Raw genomic sequence first — 22,953 nt, 5'->3', positions numbered from 1 at the left:
AGTGCATAAATGAATAAGCTAGTAAGAAATCATTCGTTCAGTATTGTGGCCGGACTTGTTAAGGTGGCAGCCTTTTCAAATCAGGACCACTTCAATGAGAACAACATTTAAATTGAACCCGCTGGCGGCAGGCGCTATCGCGCTGCTGTGCGGCGCTGCCGGCCCGACCTCGGTACTGGCGCAGGACTCGGTGGCGGCGACCACGCCGCCCGCTGTTGTCATCACCGGTTCGCGCATTCCGCGCGCCGGCACCGAAGGCCCATCGGCCGTTACCGTCATCACCGGCGACGACATTACCAAGCAAGGCTACCGCAACGTTTTCGATGCGCTGTCCAATCAAACCCAGAACAGCGGCTTTGTGCAGGGCGCCGATTACGGCAATACCTTTACGCCATCGGCCAACGCCATCAGCCTGCGCGGCCTCGGCCCGAATCACACGCTGGTGCTGCTGAACGGCCGCCGCATGGCCGATTTTCCGATCGCGTATGAAGGCACGGTCAATTTCACCAATCTGGCCAATATTCCATCGAGCGTGGTGGATCGCATTGAGATCCTGAGCGGCGGCGCCTCGGCCGTCTACGGCTCGGACGCGGTGGCGGGTGTGGTCAACATCATCTTGAAAAAACAAGCCGAAGGCGTGGATGTCAACGTCAAAGCCGGCACCTCGTCGCGCGGCGGTGCGGGCGACAAGCGCTTGCAGGTCACCGGCGGCAAGAGCTTCGATAAGCTCAACACCCTGTTCAGCGTAGAGCTGCTGGAACGCGATCCGCTGTGGAGCGCCGACCGTGATTTCATGGCCTCGAAAACCGGCGTGGCGCCGACCTCTATCCTCGGCCGCAAGAACGTCAGCACCGGCAAGTATGTCGACCTGGGCGACGCTTGCTCGTCGCTGGGCGATCTGTTTGGCGGAAGCACCGTCAAGTACACGGCGAAAGCAGGCAGCTACTGCGCCAGCCCGAAAGTCGGCCCGACCTACTGGACCACGCAGACCAAGAACAGCAGCCAGAATCTGTTCGGCAGCGCCAATTATGAGCTGTCGCCTGAAACCACGCTGTACGCGGAAGCCCTGTATGGCCAGAACCGCAGCACCAACAACACGCGCGGCCCATCGTGGACTTCGCGCTCGCTGACCGATTCCTACTTCTGGAATCAGAATACCAATGCCTACGAGGCATGGAACCGCTACATCTCGCCGGAAGAAATGGGCGGCGTGGATCGCTACAACCGCTACTGGGACGACCAAGCCAGCTCGGTGTCGTTCGGTGCGCGCGGCGTCATCCCGGGCACTACCTGGAACTATGAAGCCGGCTACACCGCTTCGCTGTACAAGAGCGAAGACCATCGTCCACGCGCACGCGCGAATATCGACAGCTTCTTCCTCGGCCCGCAACTGGGCGTGGACAAGAACGGCGTGGCGATTTACGCACCGGATCCGGCCCGTCTGACCAAGCGTCTGACTGCGCAGGAATTCGACAGCATCACCGATAACTCGGTCAGCAATGACAAGTCGTGGACCAACACCCTGAGCCTGACCGCCAACGGCGATCTGTTCTCGCTGCCAGCCGGCCCGGTGAAACTGGCGACGGTGGCGGAATTGGGTAAGCAAGGCTTCTCGAATGAGCCGGATGCGCGCATCAACCAAGGCTACTTCAACGCCGCGACCGGCGCTGACGTTACTGCCGGTACGCGCAAGCGTTATGCCGCTGGTGCGGAGTTCAGCATCCCTGTGCTGCAAAGTGTAAACACCACGCTGGCCGGCCGCTACGACCGTTACAGCTTCGCCGGCCGCAACGACGGCAAGTTCACTTACAACGGCGGCGTGGAATGGCGCCCAGTCCAGCAACTGCTGGTACGCGGTACCTACGGCACCAGCTTCCGCGCGCCGGATATGAACTACATCTACAAGGCACGCGGCACCGGTTACTACTCGTCGACCACCGACTACTACCGCTGCGCCAAGTCCGGCCAGCCGATCTCCACCTGCGAGTTCGCCAACTACTCGCCGGGCGCCGACTATGTGCAGACCGGCAGCAAGGATCTGCGTTCCGAGAAGGGCCGTTCGAGCGGTCTCGGTATCGTATGGTCGCCTAGCGCGGACTTCGATGTGACGGTCGATTACTGGAACGTCAAGATCAGCGACCTGGTCACCAACCTGAGCGCCGATAATCTGCTGCGCGACGAAGCGGCTTGCCGCGTCAAGGGCGACCTGACTTCGCCAACGTGCGCCGATGCGATTTCGCGCGTGGTGCGCTACGCCGACAATGCGCTGAACAAGCCGGGCGAGATCAAGCAGATCCTGGTCAACCCGATCAACGCGGCATCGACCAGCGTGGACGGCATCGACATCTCGGGTAAGTACGTGTTCCGCACCAAGGACTACGGCAACTTCATCACCAAGGCTAACTTCTCGAAGACGCTGAACAAGCACTCGCGCCAGTTCGCCGGCGATGAACTGGTCGACGACCTGCAAGACCTGACCAACTACGACTGGCGCAATAAGCTGAACGCCAGCGTGACCTGGAACGTCGCGAAATGGTCGAACACTCTGTTCGTGCAGCGCTACGGCAAAGTACCTAACGCCGCCAGCACCGCCTTCCAGACGCCGACCACCTTGGTCAACGCCAGCGTGGTGTACCGCTTGAACGAACGCGCCACCGTGTCGGTGGCGCTGAACAACGTGTTCAATCAAGTGAAAGCGGATAGCAGCGCCGGCTGGCCTTACTACCCGGTTGGCAATTTCAGCCCGGTTGGCCGTCAAGGCTGGATAGAGCTGAACTACCACTTCGGCGGCTAAGAGATCGACTCAAAAAGACCGCAGCTTCGTTGCAGCTCCTCGCCGTGCTAACGCACTGTCTTCGTCGCCGCGCCTCGCTGCGCTGCGCTCATTTTGAGCCAATCTCTAAGCAGTTGCTTTTTTCTGGCTGGCGTGGCCGATGTACTCGGTCACCCAGTACAGCAGCGCTGCGCCGTTGAAGGCCATGCCGGTCAACAGCGCGGCGTTCCAGCCGTGGGTGGCATACATCCAGCCACCCAGCGCGGAGCCCAGCGCACCGCCTGCGAAGAACAGCGCGAAGTAGACGCCGTTCAAGCGGCTGCGCACTTCAGCACCCAGCGTGAAGATGGCGCGCTGGCCCAGCACCAGGTTAGCGGCCACGCCCATATCCAATACGATCGACGCGATCACCAGTACTGCCAGCGCCACCTCGCGCGAACCCGGCACAATCAGCGGCAACGCAAATCCAATCACACCCAGCGACAGCGCGGCGGCAGTGGCGATCAGCGTGTAGCCTTTGTCGGCCAGCTTGCCGGCCACCGGCGAAGCCACAGCGCCTGCCATGCCGACCAGCGCAAAGATGGCGATGCCGGTCTGCGACAAGTGGAACGCCGGACTGGCCAGCATCAGCGGCGTCACAGTCCAGAACAAGCTGAAAGAACCGAACAAGCCTGCATGGTAAGCAGCGCGGCGGCGCAGCAACGGCGTTTGCAGGAACAAGTGCCACAGGGAGCCGAGCAGCTTTGGATAGGTGATGTGATGGTTAGGCTGACGCACCGGCAGTTTGGCGCGCAGCACGAAGGCCACGATCAGCACTACCACCGCGGCACCGGCAAACACCACGTGCCAGCTGGTGGCGTCGGCAATCAAGCTGGCCGCAGGGCGCGACAGCATAATCCCCAGCAGCAGGCCGCTCACCACTTTACCGACCGTGACACCGCGCGTCGATTCGAGCGACAAGTGGGCCGCAAACGGCACCACGATTTGCGCCGCCACCGAACCGAGGCCGATGCCGAGTGCCGCCGTTAAGAACATCCACGCGCTGCTGCTGATCGCCGCCAGTACCAGCATGGCGGAAGTAAACAGCAGGCCGGTGAAAATCAGGCGGCGGTTTTCCAGCAGATCGCCCAGCGGCACGATGAACAGCAGGCCGATACAGTAGCCGATCTGGGTCAGCGTGACGATCAAACCTGCTGCCTCGGGCGACAGGCCGGTGGAGGCGCTGATCGGGCCGACCAGCGTTTGCGCGTAATACAGACTGGCGACGATCAGGCCCGTCGCGGTGGCCAGCAGCCCGACCATGCCGGGACTGATGTCTTGTTGTTTGCTCATGTTGTTTCTCCAGTGAGAGTTCGATGGGCAAATTTTAGGCAAAAGCCAGGCAAAGATAATTAGGGCATAATGCACCTATACTTTTCACATAATGTGAACAATGAGATGAACAATGGATAGATTGAAGGCCATGCAGACCTTCGTCCGCATCGTCGAGGCCAATAGTTTCACCAAGGCCGCCGAGACGCTGGACCTGCCGCGCGCCGCGCTCACCGCCACCATCAAGAAGCTGGAGGCCTTCCTTGGCACCCAGCTGCTGCAACGGACCACGCGCCGTCTGTCGCTGACGCCGGACGGCGCCGACTACTTCCGCAAGTGCCTGGAGATTTTGCAGGCGGTGGAAGATGCCGAGGGCACTTATCGCGGGCAGGACGGCGGCCAGCCGCGCGGCAAGCTGCGGGTGGAGCTGCCGGGGACAGTGGGCCGCTACGTGGTGATGCCGCACATCGCCAAGTTTTGCCGTGCCTACCCGGAAGTGGATCTTGTCCTGAGCCTGAGTGAGCGCGTGCGCGATCTCACCGAAGAAGGACTGGATTGCTCGCTGCGCGCGGGCGTGCTGTTGGATTCGTCGATGATCGCCCGCCCGTTGGGCCGCATGAGCTGCATCACCTGCGCCTCGCCGGACTACCTCGCGGCGCACGGCGTGCCCGAGACCTGGAGCGATCTGCGCGGGCATCGCGGCGTGATGCACTTCTCCGGCCGCACCGGCAGGCCGTATGACTGGGACTTCGTCGTCAACGGCGCGGTGGTGACCACCGAGATTCAAAGCGCCATCGCGGTCAACGACGCCGAGGCCAATGTCAGCTGCGCCTTGCAGGGCGTGGGCTTGGCGCAGGCGGCGCGCTACCAGGTGCGGCATCACCTGGCCAGCGGTGCGCTGGTCGAGGTGCTGGCCGATACGCCGCCGACTTCGCTGCCGCTCTCGCTGCTGTATCCGCAGGGCCGCATGTCGTCGCCGCGCCTGCGGGTGTTTGCCGATTGGCTGGCCGAGCTGCTGCGCGCCGATCCCGACCTGCAAAGTAAATTGTAAAAATATTGTTGCATTGGCATCGGCGGCGACAGGCGCAGATATAATTCCTGAATGAAATATACCTCGCCTCTCATCGCTGCCGCCGTCCTCACTTTGCTTGCCGCTTGCGGCGGCGGTGGCGGCTCGGCCGTCACGCCGGTCAACCCAACCCCGCCTGTAGATCCAACGCCGCCGGTGGTGACGCCGCCGTCCGTGCCGGATTTCCTGACGCTCGCCAATCACTGTGCAACGCCGCGCCAGGGCACGCAGCCGAGCGGCCTGCCGTACTACGATCAGCAAGGCACGCTGACCGAAGAGATGCGTTGGCTGCGCTCCTTCATCGACGAAAGCTATCTCTGGTACAAGGAAGTCCCGGCGACCTTGAACATGGCCGACTACAAGACCATGCTCGATTATTTCGCGGTGCTGAAAACGCCGGCCATCACTGCGTCGGGCCGCGCCAAGGATCGCTTCCATTTCACTTACCCAAGCGAGGTGTGGGATGAGATGAGCAGCTCCGGCGTGACGCTGGGCTATGGCATCACGTGGTCGCGCAGCACCGGCGCGGCGCCGCGCGTGTGGGCAGTGACGCTGGTGGAGCCGGGATCGCCGGCCGATACCGCTGGCGTGCGGCGCGGCGATTTGCTGGCGGCAGTGGATGGCGCGGATGTCAACGACAGCAGCGACGCGGCCGTCGCCAAGCGTACGGCCGGCATATCGCCGGCCACCGTTGGCGAAACCCATGCTTTCGTGCTGAAACGCGGCGATGCCACCGTTTCGGTGTCGCTGGCTGCGCAGAAAATCGCCGCTGCCGCTGTGCGCAACACGCGCGTGATCGACACGCCGACCGGCCCGGTGGGCTACCTGCAATTCAATGACCACAACGCGGTGGCCGAGGGCCAACTGATATCGGCCTTCGGCACCCTGCGCGCGGCACAGGTCAACGACCTGGTGGTGGACATGCGCTACAACGGCGGCGGCTATCTGGTGGTGGGCGCGGAGTTGGCGTACATGATCGCGGGGCCGGCCGGCAACGGCAAGGTGTTCGAGCGCCTGCAAGCCAACGATAAACGCACGCCGCCGTCGCCGCAGATGTTCCAGTCCAAGTCCGTCGGGCTGGCGCCAGGCTTGATGAATGCCGGCGTGGTGCTGCCTTACCTTGGCCTCAAGCGCGTGACAATCCTGACCACTCCCGGCACCTGCTCGGCCAGCGAAGCGGTGATCAACAGCTTGCGCGGCATCGACATCGAGGTGAATCTGATCGGCGGTGAAACCTGCGGCAAGCCGTACGCCTTTGTGCCGCAGGCGAATTGCGGCATCACCTATTTTGCGATTCAAACACAGGGCGTGAACGCGAAAGGCTTTGGTGACTACGCGGACGGCTTCCAGCCGACCTGCAAGGCGGACGATGATCTCGGCCACGCGCTGGGCGATACCTCCGAGCGGCTGCTGTCGGCGGCATTGAGCTACCGCGCCAACGGCGTGTGTCCAGCGGCGCCGCTGCGCGCGCGCAGCTTGGACAGCAGCGGCCCATTGCAGCTGGTGCGGCCGGAAGGCAAGGAAATCGCCATCCGCCATCGCTGATGTGAAAACCCGTCTATAATTTTTGTTCAACCTTTGCTGGAAGACTGCCCATGATCCGTTCCGCCATCCTGCTTGCCTTTGCCGCCACTGCGACTTCCGCGATGGCCGCCGCCGCACCTGCTGCATCGCCGCTGACCACCATCTCCGAACGTTCCGGTTTTTTGAACACCGGCCGCTACGACGAAGTCATCTCGCTGTGCGCGCAGTTCCAAAAGGCCTATCCGAAACAAGTGCGCTGCTTTGAATTCGGCCGCACGCCGGAAGGGCGGCCGATGCTGGCGCTGGCGGTCTCGCGCACCGGCGCGTTGACGGCGGAGCAGGCGAAGAAGAAAGGCGTGCCGGTGCTGCTGGTGCAAGGCGGTATCCACGCCGGTGAAATCGACGGCAAGGATGCCGGCTTCCTCGCGCTGCGCGAGGCGCTGGAGAACAAGGCGGCGCCGGGCGCCTTGGACAAGCAAGTGCTGTTGTTCGTCCCCGTGTTCAACGTGGACGGGCATGAGCGCTTCGGCAAAAACAATCGCCCTAATCAGCGCGGCCCGGTGGAAATGGGCTGGCGCACCACGGCGCAGAACTATAATCTGAACCGCGATTACGTGAAGGCCGATGCGCCCGAGATGCAAGCCATGCTGGCGCTGGTCAACGCCTGGGATCCGCTGGCCTACGTCGACCTGCACGTGACCGACGGCGCCAAGTTCCAGCCCGATATCTCGATCCAGGTGGAACCGGTGCATGGTGGCGACGAGGCGTTGAAAGTGGCCGGCGCGGCGCTGCAAACCAATGTGATGGCTGATCTGAAAGCGCAGGGCTCCGATCCGCGCCAGTTCTACATTTCGTTTGCCAAGGAAGATGATCCGGCGTCGGGCTTCGTCGACAGCATGTCGACGCCGCGTTTCTCGACCGGCTACTTCCCGATGCGTAACCGCTTCGCCATGCTGGTGGAAACCCACTCGTGGAAGGATTATCCGACCCGCGTGCGGATTACGCGCAACACCATCGTGTCCTTGCTGTCGCAAGTGGCGCAGCATGGCAAGGAGTGGCAGAAGCTGGTGCAGGAAGCCGACGCGCGCGCGCTGACGCTGGGCGGCAGCGATTTCCCGCTCAGCTATCGCACCACCTTCAACACCAAGACCATCGAGTTCCCCGGCTACGAATACACGCGTGAGCATTCGGAGATTTCCGGCGGCCTGTGGACGCGCTACGACGAGACCAAGCCGCAAATCTGGACGGTGCCGCTGCGTGATGAAATCGTGCCGGACTTGCGCGTGAAAGCGCCGCTGGGCGGCTACATCGTGCCGGTGGCGGAGGCGGGCTGGGTTGGCGCCAAGCTGAAACAGCATGGCATCAGCTTCAAGGTGATTGCCGCGGATCAGATGTCGGCCGAGGTGGAGACCTTCCGCGCGAGCAAGACCAAGTTTGGCGTGCAGTCGTTTGAAGGCCGCCAATCGCTGGCGGTAGAGGGTGATTGGGCGCGTGAGCGCCGCGCGGTGGCGAAAGGCGCACTATTCGTGCCGATCGCGCAGCCGAAAGCGCGGCTGGTGATGACCATGCTGGAGCCGCGTGGCGCCGATGGCCTGCTGGCGTGGGGCGAATTCAATAACGCCTTCGAGCGCAAGGAATATATGGAAGACTATGTGGCGGAGGAAGTCGCGCGCGAGCAGCTGGAAGCCAATCCGGCGCTGCGCGAAGAATTCCGCAAGAAGCTCGATACCGATGCGGAGTTCAACAAGAGCCCGCAGAAACGCCTTGAATTCTTCGCCAAGCGCCACGCCTCGTGGGATGAGCGCTTCAACCTCTACCCGGTGATGCGCACCGCGCAGAAGTACTAAAGCAAAGGGCCTCAGTTCAGTGATGAGGCCCTTTTTTATTACAGCGAGATGCCGGATTTGAGTCCGTTGGCTTCCTGCTGCTGCTTGGCGATCTGCTCATCCATCTTCTGTTTGAGCAGTTCCGCGACCTTGGCGTCGACGGCTTTTTTCTGCTCGGGCGTCATGGCAGCGTATTCGTCCTCCGAGATGCCGAGCTGCTTGCGCATGGCGATCGCGGTGCGCTCTTCCGGCGACATTTTCAGGTACTTCTCCAGCTCCGACGCCGCATCCGACTGCTTGGCCTGCGGGACATTGAGCAGCGCCCCGAAGTCGCCGCCATCGCCATTCTTCTTCACCTTCAAAGAAAGCGGTTCAAAACTATCCGATATCGCCTTCATCTCGATTTTCATAGCGTGTTCCTTACCCTGAGTTGATCGTCCTACCCTATGCGGGGGGAATTGTAGCACTCGAAAATAATCGGCAAACATAAACCGGGAGGCCTAACGAAAAAGCTCGTACAATCAAGGCCTTGGCATCGATTTCTACCGGCAATGGAATCGGCAATATGTATAGCGAAATTCACCAGTTTGAACCGACGCTGCCCAGTGATCGCCTGATGGCGGAGCTGTATCCTGTTGCCGAAAATATTGTGACCGCATCAGTTAAATTGACTGCCGCCGCACACGCGACAACGCGCGCCGCCTTGCGCGAGTTAATGCGGCAAATGAATTCCTACTACAGCAATCGCATCGAGGGGCAAAGCACGCACCCGCTGAACATCGCGCGCGCATTGCAGCATGATTTTTCTACCCGGCCGGATGAGGCGCGCTTGCAGCGTATCGCCTTGGCGCATATCGAAGCGGAGCAGGCACTGGAACATAGACTGGCCGGCAGCTCGGCACTGTCGTCGGCGTTTCTCATCGCTGCGCACCGGGAGATGTACGAGAGGTTGGCGCCAAGCGACCGCCTGTCTGATGACGGAATCGAAATCGTTCCCGGCCGGTTGCGCACGCAGGAGGTAACGGTCAGCAGGCATATTCCACCGGCGGCAGCATCGCTACCGCGCTTTCTTCAACGGATGGATCAGCGCTATGGCGAATCGCGTGATGCACAGTGTGATGTGATCCTGGCCGCCTGCGTCCATCACCGGGGCGCGCGGGTGCACCCGTTCTTGGACGGTAATGGCCGGGCTACCCGTTTGCAGACACATTGCGCATTGTGGCGATTGTCGCAGGGACTGTGGTCACCAAGTCGGGGCTTTGCGCGCTCAGTCCAGGCGTACTACACGGCACTGCATAACGCGGATCAACCGATGCAAGGCGCCTACGATGGGCGCGGGCCGCTGAGCGAGAAAGGTCTGCTCGGCTGGATACAGTACTTTCTGGGAATTTGCGAGGATCAAGTAACGTTCATGTCGGGCATGCTGGATCTGGACAGCGTGCGGCAGCGTATTGATACGCTGATGCTTCAAAAGTATCGGCGCGAGGCCGCGGCGCCGTTGTTCCACGTGTTCGGATTGGGGCCGGTGTCGCGCGGAGAATTCTCGCAGATGACAGGGCTGGGCGAACGCACCGCGCGCAGCCTGATGGCGCAGTTGCTGGCGGATGGTTTATTGGTCAGCGACAGCCGCGTCGGCCCCGTACGAATTGGCTTGCCACTCGACACGCTCAGCACGCTTTTCCCTAGTCTATATCCCGAGGTAAATCACCATCCCTAAACTACGCAATTCCTCAGCAGAACAGCCAGCTACAACGCATGCAAGAATGCAATATTTAGCGCATTTTTCGAATGAGCAAGATGCTATCCTTCGTGATCGGCTGACCGAGTGCCGCCAAAAGCAGTCGTCGGCATTAGTTATCGAAATAAAGCGAAATTAAACGAACTAAAGAGTCAGTTCTCTAATCCGAGTAAAGGTGAGCAAATTGAGAATGGCATCCCGATACATGGCAAAGTACCGCCCCCAAAAAATAGGTGGCTTGCTCTGGGTATTTCTGACAGCCCCCGCTGCCGGGTTTCTTTATTGTCTCGTTTCATCGCCCGTTGCTACTGTTGCTTTCGTCCTGCTGTTTTGCTGCCTCTTTATCGTGGGGTACAGGCAAGTGAAGCGTAATGAAGAACATCTTCGTCGCCTTACTAGAGAACGAGAAGGTGAGTCGATCTGTGAGTTCGCGCGTGAGTTTGATACCCGACAGGTAGACACTTGGATCATTCGCGCCGTTTACGAACAGCTCCAGTGCCATCTAAGCCATGTTCATCCTGCATTCCCAATACGTGCAAGAGATAGGCTGAAGGAGGATCTTCAACTTGATGATGTTGACTTGGATATAGATATTGCACAGGAAGTTGAGCAGCGCACTGGTAGAAGCCTGGATGGATCGGATTCAAATCCGTATTTCGGTAAGGTTGAGACGGCTGCCGATCTTGTTATGTTCTTTCAGGGGCAACCGCATTGCCGGTCGGCCGAGTGGTAGGCGATACACTGCATTTATAGGAAACTTCGGGACTCGTGGCTCAGAGGGAGTTACAGCGGACATACCGGCTGACTTATTTGCTCAACTAGAGAACGTCATCAAACTTGACTCTCTGACGGGTGACCTGCATTGGTTTCGATTCTTCTTCTGCAACGTCGCTGGACAACGCACATTTGAATCTTTAAAGGACAATGAGACTTGGGGGGCAGGAACCCGCTGTCTTGAAAGCGTTCAATGGGCGGACAGTATGGGCTACTACAGCGTCCGATTGTTTGTGGTTCTCCGCGCCAGTTAGCCGATGGTCGCAAAGGATGGCCAAATTAGAGCTGCAATGAAACGTTAGGCAAGGTTCGGCCACAACAGGATTACGACTGGTACGTCAGCGACATCGAAACCAATTTCACACCCGCAGGGCTTAGTGTCGGCGACCAATGGATGCGCGGTGAAGAACTAGCTTCTCTCATAGTAGCGCAACAATACTTATCAATCTTCCCGGCCATGCACAGCGTGCATTTATGGCTAATTACTCAGACACGCAGCCCCTCAGTAAAGCTGTGCGGGCATAGGTCGATAAAGCACTTCCGCCATGGGGCGCAATAGGACTGTCGGGCGAAGCGAGTAATCATGCCTGCATGGTAGCAGGCATGATTTATTTGCCTCAGTCTTCCCGTTGCAGTGAGATGATGCCCGGCACGGTGGCCGGGGTGGAGCACGGTTCTTCATCAAAGGCGATGTCGCCTGCCGGGTTGGCGATGCCATCGGCCTTGATGTCTTTGAAGCCGAACAGGTCGCGATCCATCAGGTGCGATGGCACCACGGTCGACAGCGACGAGAAGATGTTTTCCACACGGCCCGGGAATTTCTTTTCCCAGTCGCGCATCATGGCTTTGATCTGCTTGCGCTGCAGGTTTTCCTGCGAGCCGCACAAATCACATGGAATGATCGGGAAGCCTTTGACTTCAGCGTAGCGCTCGGTGTCTTCTTCTTTGACGTAGGCCAGCGGACGGATCACCATATGCTTGCCGTCATCCGACACCAGCTTGGCCGGCATGCCTTTGATTTTCCCGCCGAAGAACATGTTCAGGAAGAAGGTCTCTAGGATGTCGTCGCGGTGGTGGCCCAGTGCGATTTTGTTGCAGCCCAGTTCGTCGGCCACCCGGTACAAGATGCCGCGGCGCAGGCGCGAGCACAGCGAACAAGTGGTTTTGCCTTCCGGGATCAGGCGCTTGACGATGCTGTAGGTGTCCTGGTTTTCGATGTGGAACGGCACGCCCAGTTTTTCCAGGTAGACCGGCAGGATGTCGGCCGGGAAGTTCGGCTGCTTCTGATCCAGATTCACTGCCACGATCTCGAAGTTGATCGGGGCGCGCTCGCGCAGCGTCATCAGGATATCGAGCAGCGCGTACGAGTCTTTGCCGCCGGACAGGCAGACCATCACCTTGTCGCCGTCTTCAATCATGTTGAAGTCGCCGATGGCTTGGCCGACCAGGCGGCACAGGCGCTTGTGCAGCTTGTTGTTTTCGTGGGCGATTTTTTCAGCGCTCTTGGCGCTGATCTCTTCAATAACGGCGTTCATGCTGCTTCCTTAATTTTGAATACTTCCACGCCCACGCCTTCGCAATCCGGGTAGACGTCCGGCTTCATGGTCGACACGCGCGCGGCGCGCACGCTTGGGTGCTCCAGCATCGAGCGCACGATGTCGTCGCACAGGGTTTCTTGCAGCTGCACGTGGCCGCGCGCCATGCGCTGGGCGATGGTGTTGCGCATGAAGTCGTAGTCCACCACTTCTTCCAGCTGGTCGTGGGTCGGCGACGATACCGCCAGCGGGATGTACAGGTCGACGTTGATCAGCAAGCGCTGCTCGCCTTTTTTCTCGAACTCGTAGACGCCGATGTTGATCATGACTTCGTAGTTGCGCAGGAACAGGCGGCGGCAGTCGTTCAATTGCGGGTGGATCAGGGCGGACAGCATGAAGAACCTTCTTTCAAATCGAATTAAATTATTTGGCCAAAAACATCACGTCGCGCGACAGCGGCTGCAAGTGCTGGCCGCCATCGACCAGCAGCGTGGTGCCGGTCAGGGCGCGCGCCGACGCGGCATACAGCACGGCGTCGACGATGTCTTGTGGGGTGCTGGAACGGCCCAGCGGCGTTTGCTGGTGCGCGTTGGCGAAACCGGCTTCGGTCTGGTCGCCGGACACCATGGTGATGCCCGGCGCTACGCCGACCACCCGGAGCTTGGGCGCCAGCTGCTGCGCCAGCATGGTGGTGGCGGTGTGCAGCGCAGCCTTGGACAGGGTGTACGACAAAAAATCAGGATTGAGATTGTACAGCTTCTGGTCCAGCAGATTGATCACCACGGCTTGCCCGCCGTGCGGCGTGGCCGCGTGCAGCGCTTGCGCCAGCAGCAGCGGCGCGGCGACGTTGGCGCGCATGTGGGCGTCCAGCCTGGCGCTGGTGAAGTCTTCGGCGCTGTCGTAGTCGAACAGCGAGGCGTTGTTGACCACGCAGTGCACCGCGCCCAGCGCAGCTACGGCGCGCGGCAGCAGCTCGCGTACCGCCGCTTCGTCGGCTAGCTCGCATTGCAGCAGCATGGCGCGGCGGCCGAGCGCGATGATCTGGTCGGCCACTTCACGCGCTTCGGCTTCGGATGCGCGGTAGTGCACGGCCACGTCCCAGCCGGCTTGCGCCATGCCGAGTGCAATGGCGCGACCGATGCGGCGGCCGGCGCCGGTGATCAAGACGGCGCGTGCGCCGGATGTTGAGTTGTCCTTGGCTGTCATCATTTTGAACTGGATATAATGCCGGGATGTCCTTACCCGTACCTTCTAGCGACGCGCTGGCCGCGTCCCACGCCCTGCAGAACCTGATCGCCGCCGAGATCGAACGCAATTCAGGTGCTATTTCCTTCGCCCGCTACATGGAGCTGGCCCTGTACGCGCCCGGTTTGGGCTACTACAGCGGCGGCTCCGCCAAATTAGGCAAAGATGGCGATTTTACAACTGCTCCCGAGCTGTCGCCCTTGTTCGGCGCGGCGCTGGCGCAGGTTGCAGCCGCTATTATCGCCCAAAGCGCGCCGGTCATCCTCGAATTCGGCGCCGGCACCGGCAAGCTGGCGTTCGATATCCTGACTGAGCTGGCTGCCGCCGGCGTCAAGGTGGAGCGTTACAGCATCGTCGAACTGTCCGGCGAACTGCGCGGCCGCCAGCAGGAAAAGCTGCGCGGCTTCCCGCAAGTGGAGTGGCTGGACAGCATGCCGGAGTCGTTTGACGGCGTGGTGTTTGGCAACGAGGTGCTCGATGCGATGCCGGTGCACCTGGTGATCAAGAATCCGCAAGGCTGGCAGGAATTGCAGGTAACGGTCAGCGACGGCCGCTTCCAATATCTCGAAGTGCCGGCCAGCGTGGAACTGCTGGCGCAAGTCGAGCGCCAGATTCCCGAGCATGAAGCGCTGCCGGTCGGCTACGTGACCGAGCTGCACGGCGTAGCCTGCGGCTTCATGGCAACGCTGGGGCGCATGATGGGCAAGGGCGCCGCCTTCCTGTTCGACTACGGCTTCCCGGCGCGCGAGTATTATTTCGACCAGCGCGCCACCGGCACCCTGATGTGCCACTACCGCCACCACGCCCACCCGGATCCGTTCTATTACCCGGGCCTGCAGGACATCACCGCCCACGTCGATTTCACGGCGATGGCGCTGGCGGCGCAGGATGCGGGCGCGGACGTGCTGGGTTATCTGAACCAGTCCGGCTTCCTGCTCGGCGCCGGCATCGGCGAGCTGTTGCTGCGCACCGACCCGGCCGACGCCGTCAACTACCTGCCGCAGGCGCGCGCCATGCAAAAGCTGGTGTCGCCGGCCGAGATGGGGGAGCTGTTCAAGGTGCTGGCGGTGGGCAAGGGCGTCGAGCTGCCCGATGCCATCGTCGCCCAGGATCGAACGCATCGCCTGTAGACGGAAAAACACAATAGGCAGAAAAGCAAGTCAATTCCGTGCATGCTCCGCGAGTTGCATGCGTTAAGATGGGCTATGATGACTGATTTCGCGTCAATTTCCGTTTATGGCCAAGATACATACTCACTATGACAACCTGAAAGTGTCGCGCATGGCGCCGCAGGAAGTCATACGGGCTGCGTACAAGGCGCTGAGCCAAAAATACCACCCTGATAAGAATCCGGGTGATGAGAAGGCTGCGCGCATCATGGCCATTCTCAACAGCGCCTACGAGACCTTGTCCGACGCCCAGCGCCGCAAGGAGCACGACGAGTGGATCGCCTCCGAGGAATGGGAAATCGAATGGCTGGAGAGCACCCGCAACGAGGACGGCCACGGCCACGCGCACCGGCACGACAAGCACAAGCACGAGCGCGACTGGCATCCCGAACACGTCAATGAAACCGCGCGTCCGCGCGCGCCCCGGCGCGACTGGAAAGTCTGGGCCGGCCTGGCCGTGTGCCTGGCGCTGGGCTGGGCCGGCGGCGCCACCATGGTGGCCGAGCCGCAACTGCTGTCGAATATGCTGAGCGCCGCGTGGGGCGGCAAGGGCGGCATCAACGCCAACGCCGCCACGCCGGACAGCATCGCCGCGCGCAGCACGCACGACCCGCGCGCCGACGCCAAGGCTGAACTGCGCGAAGCATGGGCCACGGTGCGCCTGGTGGACGCCCACGTCGCCAAGCCGACCCCGATCAAGGTGGTCGCCATGTCGCAAGTGGTGCTGCCCGCGGCCGGCACCGAGTGCGATAGCGAAACCCCGACCCAAACGCTGGTGGCGCCGAACGGCGAGCCATGGCCGGCCCGTTCCGGCTATATGGAAGGCTTCCCGGTCGGCAATCGCGGCGACGACATGCAACTGACGCTCGACAACGCCGGCAACGCCTCGCCGGTGTTCATCAAGGTCTACGACATGGAGCGCCGCGCCAACGTGCGCTACGCCTACGTGCAGGCGCACGACAAGCTGCTGGTCGACAAGTTGGCCAACGGCAAATATGAAATTCGTTACCAAAACCTCGATGCCGGCGCCAATCCCGGCGCGTGCGGCGCGGCCAGCCGCACTGCCGTGGCCGGGGCGGAAGCAGGGGCGTCCCCGGTCAACAACTAGGGCTTCTGGCGACGCCGATAAGAGTTGTCACAGGGGGGGATTCTGATTATCCTAGGGTAACAACAGGAGATTGCGCATGACCGATTCCAACGCCGCAGACGACAACTGGTTGATCGACGAAGACGAGGACGAGCTTCCTGCAAGCGGCCTCGGCGCGCCAGACCAGCGCCTGTGGCGGGTGCTGATCGTTGACGACGACGTCGATGTCCACGCGGTCACGCGGCTGGCGCTGCGCAATGTCAGCTTCAAGGGCCGCGAGCTGGAGCTGTTCTCGGCCTACAGCGGGCGCGAAGCCTACGACATCCTGCGCGACACGCCGGACATCGCGCTGGTGCTGCTGGACGTGGTGATGGAAACCGACGACGCCGGCCTGCTGCTGGCACGGCGCATCCGCGAAGAGCTGCACAACTCCATCGTGCGGGTGGTGCTGCGCACCGGCCAGCCGGGCCAGGCGCCGGAGCAGCGCGTCATCATTGAATACGACATCAACGACTACAAAGCCAAGACCGAGCTGACCACGCAAAAGCTGTTCACTACGGTGATCTCGGCGCTGCGCGCGTACGAGAGCTTGAACATGCTGGAGCGCAGCCGCATCGGTCTCGGCAAGATCCTGGCTGGCGCCACCAATCTGTACCAAATCCATTCGCTGCGCGAGTTTGCCTCGGGCGTGCTGAACCAGGTCAGCGCCATCCTCGACGTCGGCTCGGACGGCGTGCTGTGCCTGATGCAGGGCGACACCGGCGTCACCACCGTGGTGGCGGCGACCGGCAACTACGCCACCCTCAACGAAGCCGAACTGATGCCGACCACGCACCCGCTGTGGCCGACCATCTGCAAAGCTTTCGCGGAGAAGAAATCGCAGTTCGAGCATCCGGCCAACGTGCTGTTCATCCACACCCAGGAAAACCGCGAGGTGGCGATTTCGGTGACGCCGCCGTGGCCACTGGCGCAGATCCAGCGCGACTTGCTGGAAGTGTTCTGCCAGCGCATCGCGGCCGCGTTTGACAACCTGTACATGTTCGGCCAGCTGCGCAAGGCGCAGGAAGCGACCGTGGTGGCGCTGGCCGACCTGGCCGAGTTCCGCGACAGCGGCACCGGCGGCCACGTGCGGCGGGTGCAGATGCTGTCGTCAACGCTGGCGCAGCGCTTGCACGAGCGCGGCTCGTACCCGGACGAGGTGACGCCGCAGCTGCTGGAAATGATCGGCCTGGCCTCGATCCTGCACGACGTCGGCAAGGTGGCGACGCCCGATCACATCCTGCTCAAGCCGGGCATCCATACGCCGGAAGAACGCGCCGAAATGCAGCAGCATGCGGCGGTCGGCAAGACCATCCTGGAGCGCGCCGCCAATATGGTGGACGGCGTGAGCTATCTGACCTATGGCGCGGAAATCGCCGGCGGCCATCACGAGCATTGGGATGGCAACGGCTATCCGAACCAGCTGAAGGAGCGGGCGATTCCGATTTCGGCGCGGATCGTGGCGGTGATCGACGTATTCGATTCGCTGCTGCACGAGCGCCCGTACAAAGAGCCGTGGCCGCACACCGAGGCGGTGGCTTACATCAAGGATCGCGCCGGCAAGCAGTTCGATCCCGAGGTGGTGGCGGCCTTGCTGGAGATGATCGAGCGCGATCCCTCGATCGGCCGCACGCCCGACTAAAACCGGGGTCAGTTCTGCCAAACGGACACGGGCTCTACCGTAGCGGTCGCTACGGTAGAGCCCGTGTCCGTTTGGCAGAACTGACCCCGAATTATGCGGCGGCGGCGGTGGCGTTACGCACCATCGCCTCGAACTGCGCCACCGGCATCGGGCGCGCGAACAAATAGCCTTGTGCTTCGTCGCATTGCTTGGCGCGCAGGAAGTCGCGCTGCGCTTCGGTTTCCACGCCCTCCGCAATCACCTCCAAGCCCAGCGAGTGCGCCAGCGCAATCGTGGCGGCCACGATCACCGCATCGTTAGGATCGCTCTCGATGTCTTTCACGAAACCGCGGTCGATTTTGATGCGGTCGATCTCGAACAGTTTCAGGTAGCTCAGCGACGAGTAGCCGGTGCCGAAGTCGTCAATCGCTACTTTGATGCCGCGCGAACGCAGTTCGATCAGCAGCGCGCGGCTGCGTTCTGGATCTTGCATCGCGGCCGATTCGGTAATCTCCAGTTCCAGCAAGGCCGGATCGATGCCGTGGCTGTGCAGCATGCGATCCAGATGCGGCAGCAGGCCGGGACCGTGGCACTGGCGCGCCGACAAGTTCACCGCCAGGCGCAGGTGCGATAGCTCCGGCGTGCGCCACGAATCCAGCAAACTGGTTGCCCGCTGCAAGACCCAGTCGCCCAGCGGCAGGATCAACCCGGACTCTTCGGCAATCGGAATGAAGCGGTCCGGCCCCACCATGCCCAGCTCGGGATGGTGCCAGCGCAGCAGCGCCTCGGCGCCGATGATGCGCTGGGTCGCCAGTTCGATTTGCGGCTGCAGGTACAGCTCGAATTCGTTTTGCTCCAGCGCTTGCCACAGGCGGTTTTCCAGCATCAGGCGTTCATGGGTGGCGCTGTTCATTTCTTCCGAGAAGAACTGGAAGTTGCCGCGCCCCTGGCTCTTGGCCGCGTACATGGCGGTGTCGGCGTGGCGCATCAGGGTGCCGGCGTCTTCGCCGTCGTCCGGGAACATGGCGACGCCCACGCTGGCGCCGCTGTGCACGGTTTTGCCTTGCAGATGGTAGGGCGCGGTCAAGGCATCGACGATGCGCACGGCGATGTTGGAGGCTTCGTCCGGCGTGATGGCGCCGTCGGTAACCACGATGAATTCGTCGCCGCCCAGGCGCGCAATGGTGTCGACTTCGCGCAGCAGTTCTTGCAGGCGCTGCGACACGGCGACCAGCAGCAAATCGCCGGTGGCGTGGCCGTGGGTGTCGTTGATTTTCTTGAAGTGGTCAAGGTCGATGAACAGCACCGCCGCTTGGCCGCCGCTGCGGCGCGTTTGCGCCAGCAACTGCTCCAGTCGCAGGTTCAGCGACAGGCGGTTGGCCAGGCCGGTCAGGGTGTCGTGGTGGGCCAGGCGGTGGATGCGTTCTTGCGCCAGGTGCTGCTCGGTCAGGTCGTGCAGGATGGCGACGAACAAATGTTCGTCCGGTAGTTCCACTTCCGACACCGACATCGCCAGCGGGAATTCGCTGCCGTCACTGCGCCAGCCCGGCAGTTCGTATTCGTGGGTGACGCCGCAGGCGATCATACGCAGCAAACCTGCTGCATCAAGGCCCGCTGCTTCGCCGATGCCGACCGGGATCAGTTTGTCGAGCGGCAGCGCGGTCATTTTTTCCGGCGCATAGCCGAACAGGCGGCCGGCGGCGGCGTTGGCCGACATCAGCGCGCCGTTGCTGTCGATGGTGAGGATGGCGTCGGCGGCCTTGTTCAGGATCGCTTGCAGGCGCGCTTCGCGCTGGCGCAGGCGCGAGGTGGAGTCTTTGACCTCGGCCTGGATGCGCGCGCGCTCGCCGGAGATCAGCATCATCAAGGTGCCCAGCAGGCCGGTCAGCAGCAGGCCGCAAGTCAGCACTGTCCAGCTTTGCCAGCCGCGCTGCTGTTGCAGGTAGGCCGGCGTCGGCGCCAGGGTCAGCTCGTAGATGCGGCCGCCAAAGTGCAGCTGGCGCTGGTAGTCGCCAGCGTGCGCCGGGCGGCCCAGCGTGTCTTGCACCACGCGGCGCGGGCCGTCGTCGTCGGTGTCTTCAAAGCGCAGCAGGAAGTGCGGGAACTCGGAGCGCTTCAGGGCCTGGCTGAGGTAGGCCTCGAACTGCATGGCGATCAGCAGCGAACCGACCGCCTGCTTGTGGTTGTTGTTCGGGTGTACAGTTTGCAGTAACAGTAAGCCGGTGCCGGGCAGGGTGCGGGCAAATTGCAGCGGCGCGGTGGCGGTCGGCTGGCCGGACTGGATGGCGCGCTCCAGCGCGGCGGCGCGGCGTTCTTCGGACAGGAAGTCGAGGCCGACGTAGTCGCGCGCGGCCGCCGGCTCGACAAAGGTGACGGCAAAGTAGCGCTCGCGCTGGGCCGCCGCCGGCATCGGTTCGGACTGGTGGCCGAGATCGCGGATGGAAAATTTCGGATCGACTTGCTGGCGCGCCCACGCTTCAAAAGCGCCGCGCTCGCTGCCGGCCACCGGCATCAGCCAGCCCATCGACAGCAGCTCGGGGCGCTGGTCGAGGTAGCCGTGCGCGAGGTTGCTGAAATCATCGGGATTGATGCTGCGGCGCGGGTCGTTCAAGGCCTTGGCCATGGCGTAGATAAAGCGCTCGTGCTCGCTGAACTGCGATTGCAGCAAGTCGCCGGTCTGCTGCGCCTTAAGGCGGAAGGTTTGCAGCTGCTGGCTGTTTTCCCAGCGATCCGCTTGCAGGTAGATGGCAATGAAGGCGGCGGCCGACAGCATCAGCGGCAAGCCGACCAGGGTGCGGCGGCGCGCCCACAGCGCGCGCGGACGGCCGATCACGATCCAGGTCAGCGGCGCCGCCAGCAGGATGCCGATGGTGTCGCCCATCCACCACGCCAGCCAGTCGTTGGCCACGAAGTCGCGCTGGATGATGCCCAGGAACAGCATGCCGGACAGCGACACCGTGCTCGACACCACGGTCACGCCAGCCGCCAGCAGAATGAAGCGCACCACGTCGCGGCCGGAGCCGATGGCCTGGTCGATGTAGCGGCGGAACAGGGTGCTGCCGACCCACGCTTGCAGCGCGGCGCCAACCGCCGGCGCGCAGGCGCCCAGCACGGCGATACGGGTGATGCCGCTCGGGCTCAGCGCCGGCATTACCAGGTTCACCGCCAGCGAACCAAGCGCCACGGCCGGCAGCAGGCGCGCGCCGCCCACCACGCAGGCGGCCAGCGCGATACCGGCGGGGAGGAAGATGGGAGAGGCATAACCGGGCGGCAGCGCCAGTAGCAGGCCAAGACGGCCAGCAAGGAAATACACGGCCCACAGGGCCAGGTTGGCAAGCAGGAAGGTAGGCCAGCGACCGCTACGATTGTTCAAATGCACGGCTCCAAGAATCTCCAGGGACCGGACGATTGTATAGGAAAACATGCAACGTAAAAACAACACTTGCACAATCGCAGTCTGTGCGTTTAAAATCTCGCCCCGAAGCAGACGTTACTCTGTGAAACGCCGAAAAAGATTCACGCGGTGTTAAAAACAGGGTTGACGGGTCAGAAAAATTGCTTCATACTCTGCGGTTCCTCGCGGAGGGGTGGCCGAGTGGTTAAAGGCGACGGACTGTAAATCCGTTCTCTCAGAGTACACTGGTTCGAATCCAGTCCCCTCCACCAAGTTTTTGCAAAAAGACTGAGTGGCGCAGTAAGTGAAATGAATTGAACCAGTACCTCGCGGGTGTAGCTCAATGGTAGAGCAGAAGCCTTCCAAGCTTACGACGAGGGTTCGATTCCCTTCACCCGCTCCAGTGTTGTTGCAATTCAGATGCGCAAGCATCGCAGTTGTAAAGCGCAGTACCTTAAGCCCTTGTAGCTCAGTGGTAGAGCACTCCCTTGGTAAGGGAGAGGCCACGTGTTCAATCCACGTCAAGGGCACCAGAATACGCAATACGGCAGTACGGTAGCACTATCAAAGTTGGGCAGGGTTCCCTGCCAATCACACCAAAATCGTTAGGAGTCTAAAATGGCAAAAGAGAAATTCGAGCGGACCAAGCCGCACGTTAACGTCGGCACCATCGGCCACGTCGACCACGGCAAGACCACCCTGACCGCAGCAATTGCAACCGTTCTGTCGAAAAAATTCGGCGGCGAAGCTAAAGCCTACGACCAGATCGACGCTGCTCCAGAAGAAAAAGCACGCGGTATTACCATTAACACCGCTCACGTCGAGTACGAAACCTCGGGCCGCCACTACGCTCACGTTGACTGCCCAGGCCACGCCGACTACATCAAGAACATGATTACCGGTGCAGCGCAGATGGACGGCGCGATCCTGGTTTGCTCCGCCGCTGACGGCCCAATGCCACAGACCCGCGAACACATCCTGCTGGCCCGCCAAGTTGGCGTTCCATACATCATCGTGTTCCTGAACAAGTGCGACCTGGTTGACGACGCAGAACTGCTGGAACTGGTGGAAATGGAAGTGCGCGAACTGCTGTCGAAGTACGAGTTCCCAGGCGACGACCTGCCAATCGTAAAAGGTTCGGCACGTATGGCGCTGGACGGCGACACCGGCCCACTGGGCGAACAGGCGATCATGCAACTGGCCGACGCGCTGGACAGCTACATCCCAACCCCAGAGCGCGCAGTTGACGGCGCCTTCCTGATGCCAGTGGAAGACGTGTTCTCGATCTCGGGTCGCGGTACCGTGGTTACCGGTCGTGTTGAGCGCGGCATCATTAAAGTCGGCGAAGAGATCGAAATCGTTGGTATCACCGACACCGTGAAAACCACCTGCACCGGCGTGGAAATGTTCCGCAAACTGCTGGACCAAGGTCAAGCAGGCGACAACGTTGGTCTGCTGCTGCGCGGCACCAAGCGTGAAGACGTTCAGCGTGGTCAGGTTCTGGCGAAGCCAGGCTCGATCAAGCCGCACAACCACTTCACCGGCGAGATCTACGTTCTGTCGAAAGATGAAGGCGGCCGTCACACCCCGTTCTTCAACAACTATCGTCCACAGTTCTACTTCCGTACGACTGACGTGACCGGTTCGATCGAACTGCCAGCGGACAAAGAAATGGTTATGCCAGGCGACAACGTGTCGATCACCGTTAAGCTGATCAACCCGATCGCTATGGAAGAAGGTCTGCGTTTCGCTATCCGTGAAGGTGGCCGTACCGTAGGCGCAGGCGTGGTTGCTAAGATCATCGCCTAATAGGAAGCAAGATTGCCACCCGGGCGTCCGGGTGGTATA

The 22,953-nt window shown here is 61.6% G+C and carries 17 protein-coding genes and 3 tRNA genes; 14 read left to right on the top strand and 6 right to left on the bottom strand.

Annotated elements, in window-relative coordinates:
- Positions 1–94 precede the first annotated feature (94 nt).
- Positions 95–2,794: a TonB-dependent receptor plug domain-containing protein gene (locus tag GTP45_RS20315; RefSeq protein WP_161015684.1), complete on the top strand. Its 2,700-nt coding sequence runs from the start codon at positions 95–97 to the stop codon at positions 2,792–2,794.
- Between the two features lie 105 nt (positions 2,795–2,899).
- Here GTP45_RS20315 and GTP45_RS20310 read toward each other — a convergent pair whose 3' ends face one another.
- Entirely contained in the window at positions 2,900–4,105 is a 1,206-nt protein-coding gene (locus GTP45_RS20310) for an MFS transporter (protein ID WP_161015683.1), read from the bottom strand.
- Between the two features lie 112 nt (positions 4,106–4,217).
- On the opposite strand from GTP45_RS20310, the gene GTP45_RS20305 reads away from it, so the two are divergent.
- Genes GTP45_RS20305 through GTP45_RS20295 form a run of 3 tightly spaced genes read left to right on the top strand, consistent with a single transcriptional unit; the run spans position 4,218 to position 8,524 of the window.
- Positions 4,218–5,135 (top strand): LysR family transcriptional regulator, encoded by a 918-nt coding sequence (locus tag GTP45_RS20305; protein ID WP_161015682.1) that lies wholly within the window; start codon positions 4,218–4,220, stop codon positions 5,133–5,135.
- A gap of 51 nt (positions 5,136–5,186) precedes the next feature.
- On the top strand, positions 5,187–6,698 hold the full coding sequence (locus GTP45_RS20300; RefSeq protein ID WP_161015681.1) for a S41 family peptidase: 1,512 nt from the start codon (positions 5,187–5,189) through the stop codon (positions 6,696–6,698).
- Positions 6,699–6,748: 50 nt separating this feature from the next.
- Positions 6,749–8,524, top strand: a complete 1,776-nt coding sequence (locus GTP45_RS20295; protein WP_161015680.1) for a M14 family metallopeptidase — start codon at positions 6,749–6,751, stop codon at positions 8,522–8,524.
- Positions 8,525–8,562: 38 nt separating this feature from the next.
- Here the strand turns inward: GTP45_RS20295 and GTP45_RS20290 are convergent, their stop codons facing one another.
- On the bottom strand, positions 8,563–8,913 hold the full coding sequence (locus tag GTP45_RS20290) for a hypothetical protein (RefSeq protein WP_161015679.1): 351 nt from the start codon (positions 8,911–8,913) through the stop codon (positions 8,563–8,565).
- Positions 8,914–9,032: 119 nt separating this feature from the next.
- On the opposite strand from GTP45_RS20290, the gene GTP45_RS20285 reads away from it, so the two are divergent.
- From GTP45_RS20285 to GTP45_RS29345, 3 genes are all read left to right on the top strand, one after another.
- Positions 9,033–10,220: a Fic family protein gene (locus tag GTP45_RS20285; protein ID WP_229258563.1), complete on the top strand. Its 1,188-nt coding sequence runs from the start codon at positions 9,033–9,035 to the stop codon at positions 10,218–10,220.
- A 226-nt stretch (positions 10,221–10,446) separates the two neighbouring features.
- The gene (locus GTP45_RS20280; RefSeq protein ID WP_229258562.1) at positions 10,447–10,974 is read left to right on the top strand and encodes a hypothetical protein; all 528 of its coding nucleotides are present in this window, start codon (positions 10,447–10,449) and stop codon (positions 10,972–10,974) included.
- Positions 10,874–11,269, top strand: coding sequence for a DUF6348 family protein (locus GTP45_RS29345; protein WP_371874489.1), 396 nt, complete (start codon positions 10,874–10,876; stop codon positions 11,267–11,269). Before GTP45_RS20280 ends, GTP45_RS29345 begins: the two co-directional genes overlap by 101 nt.
- A 363-nt stretch (positions 11,270–11,632) precedes the next feature.
- On the opposite strand, the gene ttcA is transcribed toward GTP45_RS29345, so the two are convergent.
- The 3 genes from ttcA to GTP45_RS20265 are packed head-to-tail and all read right to left on the bottom strand — an operon-like array spanning position 11,633 to position 13,759.
- Positions 11,633–12,550 (bottom strand): tRNA 2-thiocytidine(32) synthetase TtcA, encoded by a 918-nt coding sequence (gene ttcA / locus GTP45_RS20275; RefSeq protein ID WP_161015678.1) that lies wholly within the window; start codon positions 12,548–12,550, stop codon positions 11,633–11,635.
- Complete coding sequence (locus tag GTP45_RS20270; RefSeq protein ID WP_161015677.1) at positions 12,547–12,945, bottom strand: dihydroneopterin aldolase; 399 nt, start codon at positions 12,943–12,945, stop codon at positions 12,547–12,549. The genes ttcA and GTP45_RS20270 overlap by 4 nt, the downstream gene beginning before the upstream one ends.
- A gap of 28 nt (positions 12,946–12,973) precedes the next feature.
- Entirely contained in the window at positions 12,974–13,759 is a 786-nt protein-coding gene (locus tag GTP45_RS20265) for an SDR family oxidoreductase (protein WP_161015676.1), read from the bottom strand.
- Positions 13,760–13,782: 23 nt separating this feature from the next.
- On the opposite strand from GTP45_RS20265, the gene GTP45_RS20260 reads away from it, so the two are divergent.
- From GTP45_RS20260 to GTP45_RS20250, 3 genes are all read left to right on the top strand, one after another.
- A complete protein-coding gene (locus GTP45_RS20260) occupies positions 13,783–14,925 on the top strand; it encodes a class I SAM-dependent methyltransferase (RefSeq protein WP_161015675.1) in 1,143 nt (380 codons plus the stop codon).
- Positions 14,926–15,031: 106 nt separating this feature from the next.
- The gene (locus tag GTP45_RS20255; protein ID WP_161015674.1) at positions 15,032–16,072 is read left to right on the top strand and encodes a J domain-containing protein; all 1,041 of its coding nucleotides are present in this window, start codon (positions 15,032–15,034) and stop codon (positions 16,070–16,072) included.
- A gap of 76 nt (positions 16,073–16,148) precedes the next feature.
- A complete protein-coding gene (locus GTP45_RS20250) occupies positions 16,149–17,732 on the top strand; it encodes a DUF3369 domain-containing protein (RefSeq protein ID WP_161015673.1) in 1,584 nt (527 codons plus the stop codon).
- 91 nt (positions 17,733–17,823) lie between these two features.
- Here GTP45_RS20250 and GTP45_RS20245 read toward each other — a convergent pair whose 3' ends face one another.
- Positions 17,824–21,084, bottom strand: coding sequence for an EAL domain-containing protein (locus GTP45_RS20245; RefSeq protein ID WP_161015672.1), 3,261 nt, complete (start codon positions 21,082–21,084; stop codon positions 17,824–17,826).
- Between the two features lie 208 nt (positions 21,085–21,292).
- Here GTP45_RS20245 and GTP45_RS20240 point away from each other — a divergent pair.
- The 4 genes from GTP45_RS20240 to tuf all read left to right on the top strand — a co-directional run bounded on the left by GTP45_RS20240 (position 21,293) and on the right by tuf (position 22,914).
- Positions 21,293–21,377: transfer RNA gene (locus tag GTP45_RS20240), tRNA-Tyr, on the top strand.
- 57 nt (positions 21,378–21,434) lie between these two features.
- Positions 21,435–21,508: transfer RNA gene (locus GTP45_RS20235), tRNA-Gly, on the top strand.
- Between the two features lie 55 nt (positions 21,509–21,563).
- Positions 21,564–21,638, top strand: a tRNA-Thr gene (locus GTP45_RS20230).
- A gap of 85 nt (positions 21,639–21,723) precedes the next feature.
- Positions 21,724–22,914 (top strand): elongation factor Tu, encoded by a 1,191-nt coding sequence (gene tuf, locus GTP45_RS20225; RefSeq protein WP_161015607.1) that lies wholly within the window; start codon positions 21,724–21,726, stop codon positions 22,912–22,914.
- Positions 22,915–22,953: the final 39 nt, after the last annotated feature.

Origin of the sequence: Duganella rivi, from assembly GCF_009857435.1 — a bacterium.
GTDB lineage: Bacteria > Pseudomonadota > Gammaproteobacteria > Burkholderiales > Burkholderiaceae_D > Rugamonas > Rugamonas rivi.
The sequence above is the reverse complement of the archived record's forward strand: the minus strand, read 5'-3'. Positions and strand labels throughout refer to the sequence as shown.